Genomic DNA, 5,869 nt, shown 5'->3' with positions numbered 1-5,869 from the left:
AGTTCTAGTTAGTTTAGTTCCCAGTTAGTTTTTGTTTCTCACAGGGTTTTTAAAAACTCCAATATGGCCTTTAATGTCTGATTCTGTTGTTCTTCACGGGTTATGGTACTGTTGTTGTCTCCGGATTGTGTTCCGTAATTCCCGAAGTTGTAGTGGTTTCCCCCTTCAATGGTGGTGAAGAGGGTGTTTTTGGGGAATTTATCCAAATTTTTGGATATATCTTCGGGTTGGGTTAGGTTGTCCCGTGATCCTCTAAGGGATAAGGCTTTGAAGGTGGCGTTTGAGGCATTAGCTGAGGGGTAACTGGCTAAATATATTACTCCCCTTATCTTCTCGGGATGGTTCACGGCGTAATCGGAGGCAAAGACACCACCAAGGGAATGACCCACCATCACCCATGAACTTATCTCCGGATGGTTGGCTATTACCGTGTTTGCCTTTTCACTTCCGAAAAATGCTAAGTTAAATGGCATTCTCACAATTACGGTGATATATCCATTTTCAGCCAGTTTAGAAGCTATAATGGAGTAAGATTCAGCTTGAACCTTGCCACCGGGGTAAATTATTATCCCCGTGGAGTTTTTAGGAGTGTTGGGGGTGAAAGTAATGAAATCAGGAGTATTCGACACAGTGTATGATTCAGTCGAGTTTAAAGCGGCTAAGGCATAACTATCTGCAGGGTAATAATCAGAAACGTAGTATATAAATCCAGCGGCCCCTATAAGGACTATTACTAGTATTGTTATTAGGATTAATTTTTTCCTGGATTTTAAAACTCCCAACTCCCACATCCTCCACTCGGGTACCTGTTCCCTTACTTATGAAACTATTTTCTTCTATTTTGGGGAATAACAGAATGTTTACGGTGCAAATATGCCCACAAAGGTAAGCCAGGCCAGGGCAGTTTTGGCAATTAAACTGAGAATAATGTACACTCGTTCACCGTAGAGATAGTCCTTCCATTTTCCCACACCTTTATACTGGAGGACCATGTTAATGGAGAAAGTGTTGAACATTATGAAGTATATGGCCAGTATGGCGTAGACAAAGGTCGGTGGATTGGTTTCAGTGGATCCCAGGGCGGCGATGAAATAGGCAGCCAGCACTATCCAGGGAACAAATCCCGAGAGACATCCCACCAGATAGGCGGACCAGTCTGTTTCTTTGGTGTAGTAATTGATCTTTTCCATCAGGTATCCGCACAGCATGGTAACCGCGTTGAGAACGAAGATCATCACCAGCGACCATAAATCCCACACTCCTACAAAGGTAGCAATGATTACCAGCATGATGGAACTGGAGAAGAAGTATTCGAACCAGCGGTAGGGATTCATGCCCTTTTTAAGGTTTTCATTGTAACTTTTGTTCTTTAAAAAGGCAATGGTGAAATGGGCAATGGCTGAAATCAGTAAAAACGAGGCAAGTATAACTCCCAGGTAGCTGACTGTGAAAGCAACAGTTGGATCAGGTGCAATTTGAAAACTTGGTGGTGCAAGGGACAGTATCTTAAATTTAATATAGAAAGTGTAGATATCCTGTGTCCAGGTCAACCACAAACCCAGGGCAATCATGATCAACCCCTGGATAAGGTGCAGTGCACCGGCACCAATATTTAGCTTCTTCAAACCCCCAAAGGTAATGGGCGACTCGGCAATTATTTTCCTTCTGCTCTCATTATCCATAAAGAAATACCCCCTTCTTACTATTATTTGATGGATAATGCTAATAAATGATAGGTCGCCTGAAATTGTTTTTAAAAAAATAGTTGCCTGCACATGTCTTAACCTATTAATTATAATTTTTAGGGAATGGCTTTTCCGTGGTAATACCATCTTATTTTAACTGGAAAATGATTTATGTATGTTTAGATAAAATTATAATCATAAATTATATGAAATTTGGCGTAATGGTTCTTATTATTACCATAAAGCCCAATTGAAAATCGCAATTAAACACTTCCAGATCTGGGGATGGTATGTGTGGTTCAGGATGATATGTGAAAATTGTGGTGCTCGAATAGGGAAAAAGGAGAGGTACTGCCCTAACTGTGGTCGGGAAGTTTTCAACTCTAGTGAGAAGCCTCTCCAGCAGAAGTATCTGCGTGGTGGATACTCCCCTGAAGAGGAGAGCTTCCAGGAACCCTATCAGGATTGGGATGACTATGATAAAGATCCATATGAAGCATATCATGAAAATGATGAGATAGTTGGAGAATATAAGGATTTTGATAATTTTAAAGACAAAAATAAGGATCATAATCAGTTAGATCATCAGGGTGCCGATTTTAAAGAATACCACCTAACTGAGGACCATACTGATGATCACCCGGACACTAATCAAAGTAATCCGTATTCATCTCCTACTAAACAGACTCCTGGAAGAGGCAAAGGTTACAAACAGGGATATGAGTCAGATAATAAGTATGATTCTGGTGAGAGGGGTTATAATAAGGAGTATGATAACGGATATGAAAATAAAAAACCTTATAAAAGAAAATATGAGGGGGATAAGGGTTATTATAACCGACATAAAAAAAATAAGGGTTATAAATCAAATTCTAATAAAAATTATTATAAACGGGGGAATAAAGTGAAAAGAGGTTATGATCTGGACGAATATTACGGATCGCAAGAGAAAAAGAGCTCTATGACCGGCACAATTGTTCTATTTTTAGTAATGGCACTCTTGATGGGCCTGGTTTTAGGATTCATTTTCTTCTCCACTACCCTAAAGAACATCATCTGATGAGGATTCCCTTTTTTTATACTTAAAATTTTTTAATCGCTGCCTTTAAGGTCATAAATCTCTTACAAGATCACATCTGGATACCATGAACATACTGATAACCGGTTCCCCTGGAGTGGGTAAAACCACCATCCTCTTTAAAATAGAAAACAAGGTTCGGGCCCAGGGATATTCCATTGGGGGAATGCACTGCCCGGCAATACTGGAAAATGGTAAAAGAACAGGATTTCATATCCTGGACATAGCCTCTGGTCGAAAAGGAATCCTGGCCAGTGTGCAAGGTGATAAAGGACCAACTATTGGTAAATACAGGGTTAATCTGGAAGATATTCGGGAAATAGGAGTTTTGGCCCTGGAAAAAGCCCTTGAAACCTCTGATTACATGTTCATAGACGAGATTGCACCCATGGAACTGAAAAGTAGTTCTTTTTCCCCGGTGGTTTGGGAGGTACTGGAAAGTAAAAAACCAGTGGTGGCAGTTATCCACCAGAGATCCCGCCACCCATTTATTCTAAAGGTGAAGAACAGGGAAGATGTTGTTATTTTTAATTTGACTGTAGAAAACAGGAATCAGGTCCTGGAAGAGATATTGGGACTTTTAGAATGTATCAGTGCAGAGTAGTGTATCAATCTATGGCCTAAAAAGGCTATGACCAAAAAAGGAAAATAATTAAAGGGGGTTCAATAGAAATGTTCCCTTTTCAATCCGGGTTTTAAGTTCTCTGGCTATTTCCCGAGCTCTTTTGATATCAGACTGTCGGCAGCAAACTTCTAATTCTTTTTCCTGACCTTCCCAGTCCATGGTGATCTTTCCCCTTTTCATCTGGAAGGTCCCGAAGGGACAGGAGTAGGCACACATTCCACAACCAAAACAGCGTACCCGGTTCAATTCCTGGTTCTGGAAGGCATGGGTAGGGCATCTTTCCTCAACCAGGCAGGTGCTGCATTTCTGGCACATTTCCCTTTCATAAGTGGGTCTTTCATCAACGTCCCGCCAAACTCCGTAGTTAGTCTGGCTTAAAACACTGTGTCGACCTCTGACATCGGCAATGGGTAGAACTATATCCTCATTTTTAATGAAGGTCCTCTGGAGAATTTCCTCATCCAGAATGGGTATAGCGGTGGCCACACTGTTGTAGACCTCGGGCCCGGCTCCTGTACGGAAACCGCCGAGATAATGAGGGTCCATATCCTTCATATCAGCAGTTATCATCATATTCGGTTTTTCTGGAGTGCTACGGGTCCCGGTGTCGATAAATAATCCTTCACCGTTGTTTATTAATAACCGGTCACCTTTATGCATGGAATTCAATTGAGGGTCATTCTGCAGGGGGTTAAGTTCGCCACAACCAGAGAAGGAAATTCCTTTAAAGGGCCCTTCCATGTTAATGGCATTGAATATGGATGAAACAGAATCTTCACCGGGATTGGTGAATGCAGTGTAGTTTTTAAAGGCGAAACGGGTTCCAATCATTTGGGCGGTGCCAAAGTCATCTAAACTGGCGGTGGACTTTATGGTGTTTCCTTCCACATCTTCCACTTCAATTTCAATCTCTTCACCTCGAAGCAGGTCCTTAAATAGGAATCCTCCACCATACTGGGGATCGGTGATGCTGTGGGAAGTTCCGTAGACCATCAAATCAACAGAACCTAACCATTCGTTGGGGCATGGTCCGGGGAATCCGGGCACACCGTTTAGGGTGATCTTGTGAGCTTTTTTGAAAGATCCTGGCTCGGCAACGGGTATATGGAATAGGGCGGCAGTTCCCGACATGATACCGCAGGTACCGGTGGTTATCACATCCACATCCTGGGCGGTGGGTTCTTCACCCGCCATAACCAGGCTGCTCACTTCTTCTGCAGTGAGTACAATGGCTTTTCCCTCTTTGATTTTTTGATTAATATCTTGAATGGTTTTTTTCAATGTATTCACCTGAAAGGTCAATGTGTTTTAGATTTAGACCAATAATCTGTTATTTTAGCTTTTTTACAAATCTGTTATTATGGTTATTCCAATCAGTGATTTGGGTTTTATCCAAATCCATTAAGGTTTTTCTGGGCTAACTTGTCCTTCAGGGTGTTGTAAACAAACTCCAGTGCATCACCAATTTTATCCCCTTCTCGTCCAGCTCCTTGGGCTAGGTTAGGTTTTCCACCGCCTCCACCTCCCATGATGGCTGCGGCTTCTTTAATGATCTCGTTGATCTTGATTTCTCGGTCTAAAGCTTTGAGGGATGCTGCACCGGCAATTTTGCCCTCTCCATTACCAAGAACAACCACGTCCACCCCACCATCATCAGTGAGCTGGGTAACCATTTTAACCAGTTCCCCTATGTCTGCTTCCACTTCCTGGGTTAAAACAGACAGGGAATTAATTTTTTCAGTTTGATCAACGAGGGATCCGGTTTTAAGTTTGGCTACTTCTTTTTGCAAATGTTTAATTTCATTTTTGAAGGCCTTCCACTCGGTGAAGAACCGTTCACTGGTCTGGGGCAGCTGGTTAGTTTCCACTTTAAATACAGTGGCACTTTCCTTGAGCAGTGCATCATTTTTCTGCATGGATTGGACTGCAGCTTCACCCGCAGAGAACTCCAGGCGTTCCACTCCATCCTGGATTCTTTCTGTTCTGTTGACTTTTATAATGCCGATCTGGCCGGTGAAATCGCAGTGTGTCCCGGCACAGGCCTGTACATCCACGCCGGGTATTTGAACTACCCTGATACTGGTTCCAGGTACCACTCCTCCTTGGTAGAGGATGAAGCCGTATTTTCTCTCGGCATCGGTACGGTCCATCCACTGGGTTTGAAGGGGAATGTTCTCCATTACCCACTGGTTGGCCAGTAATTCAATCTGGTTGAGTTCTTCGGGAGAAATACGTTGATAATGGGACAGGTCAATTCTGGATTTTTCAACACCTTTCTGTGCCCCGGCCTGCCATATGTGGTCCCCCAGAACTTTACGGGCTGCGGCCACCAGCAGGTGAGTGGCGGTGTGGTTACGGGCTAGGGCTATCCTGCGACCCCAATCGATTTTTCCTTTAAGGGTGGAACCAGTGCGGTGTCTGATTTTTTCAAGTTTTTCTTCTTCCACACGGTGCAGGACAATTCCATCCAATTTTTCAGCA

At 42.9% G+C, this 5,869-nt stretch carries 6 protein-coding genes (1 of these 6 cut by a window edge); 2 read left to right on the top strand and 4 right to left on the bottom strand.

Annotation, left to right across the window (positions count from 1 at the left end):
• Window positions 1-38 precede the first annotated feature (38 nt).
• Entirely contained in the window at window positions 39-791 is a 753-nt protein-coding gene (locus tag QC759_RS00730) for an alpha/beta hydrolase (RefSeq protein WP_277896928.1), read from the bottom strand.
• A 69-nt stretch (window positions 792-860) separates the two neighbouring features.
• Entirely contained in the window at window positions 861-1,682 is an 822-nt protein-coding gene (gene heR, locus QC759_RS00725) for a heliorhodopsin HeR (protein WP_048071731.1), read from the bottom strand.
• 307 nt (window positions 1,683-1,989) lie between these two features.
• On the opposite strand from heR, the gene QC759_RS00720 reads away from it, so the two are divergent.
• Window positions 1,990-2,745 (top strand): zinc ribbon domain-containing protein, encoded by a 756-nt coding sequence (locus tag QC759_RS00720; RefSeq protein ID WP_048071730.1) that lies wholly within the window; start codon window positions 1,990-1,992, stop codon window positions 2,743-2,745.
• A gap of 85 nt (window positions 2,746-2,830) precedes the next feature.
• Entirely contained in the window at window positions 2,831-3,367 is a 537-nt protein-coding gene (locus QC759_RS00715; RefSeq protein ID WP_048071729.1) for an NTPase, read from the top strand.
• A 48-nt stretch (window positions 3,368-3,415) separates the two neighbouring features.
• Here QC759_RS00715 and QC759_RS00710 read toward each other — a convergent pair whose 3' ends face one another.
• Together QC759_RS00710 and alaS are read right to left on the bottom strand one after the other, a co-directional pair.
• Window positions 3,416-4,669 carry a methanogenesis marker 16 metalloprotein gene (locus QC759_RS00710; RefSeq protein ID WP_048071728.1) on the bottom strand — a complete coding sequence of 418 codons (1,254 nt, stop codon included), beginning with the start codon at window positions 4,667-4,669 and terminating at the stop codon, window positions 3,416-3,418.
• A gap of 107 nt (window positions 4,670-4,776) precedes the next feature.
• Window positions 4,777-5,869 carry the 3' portion of an alanine--tRNA ligase gene (alaS, locus tag QC759_RS00705; protein WP_048071727.1) on the bottom strand. The gene runs 1,646 nt beyond the window's last position, so 1,093 of the gene's 2,739 nt are visible here — the last part of the coding sequence; the start codon falls outside the window, past its right edge — the gene reads right to left on this strand; it ends in the stop codon at window positions 4,777-4,779.

The sequence above is a fragment of the Methanobacterium formicicum genome (assembly GCF_029848115.1).
Taxonomy (GTDB): Archaea; Methanobacteriota; Methanobacteria; order Methanobacteriales; family Methanobacteriaceae; genus Methanobacterium; species Methanobacterium formicicum.
This window is presented reverse-complemented; position numbering and strand designations above follow the sequence as displayed.

Excerpts from the sequence above, each read along its gene's own strand:
- QC759_RS00730 (WP_277896928.1), bottom strand. The coding sequence starts at position 791 with ATGTGGGAGTTGGGAGTTTTAAAATCCAGGAAAAAATTAATCCTAATA.
- QC759_RS00715 (WP_048071729.1), top strand. The coding sequence starts at position 2,831 with ATGAACATACTGATAACCGGTTCCCCTGGAGTGGGTAAAACCACCATC.
- heR (WP_048071731.1), bottom strand. The coding sequence starts at position 1,682 with ATGGATAATGAGAGCAGAAGGAAAATAATTGCCGAGTCGCCCATTACC.
- QC759_RS00720 (WP_048071730.1), top strand. The coding sequence starts at position 1,990 with ATGATATGTGAAAATTGTGGTGCTCGAATAGGGAAAAAGGAGAGGTAC.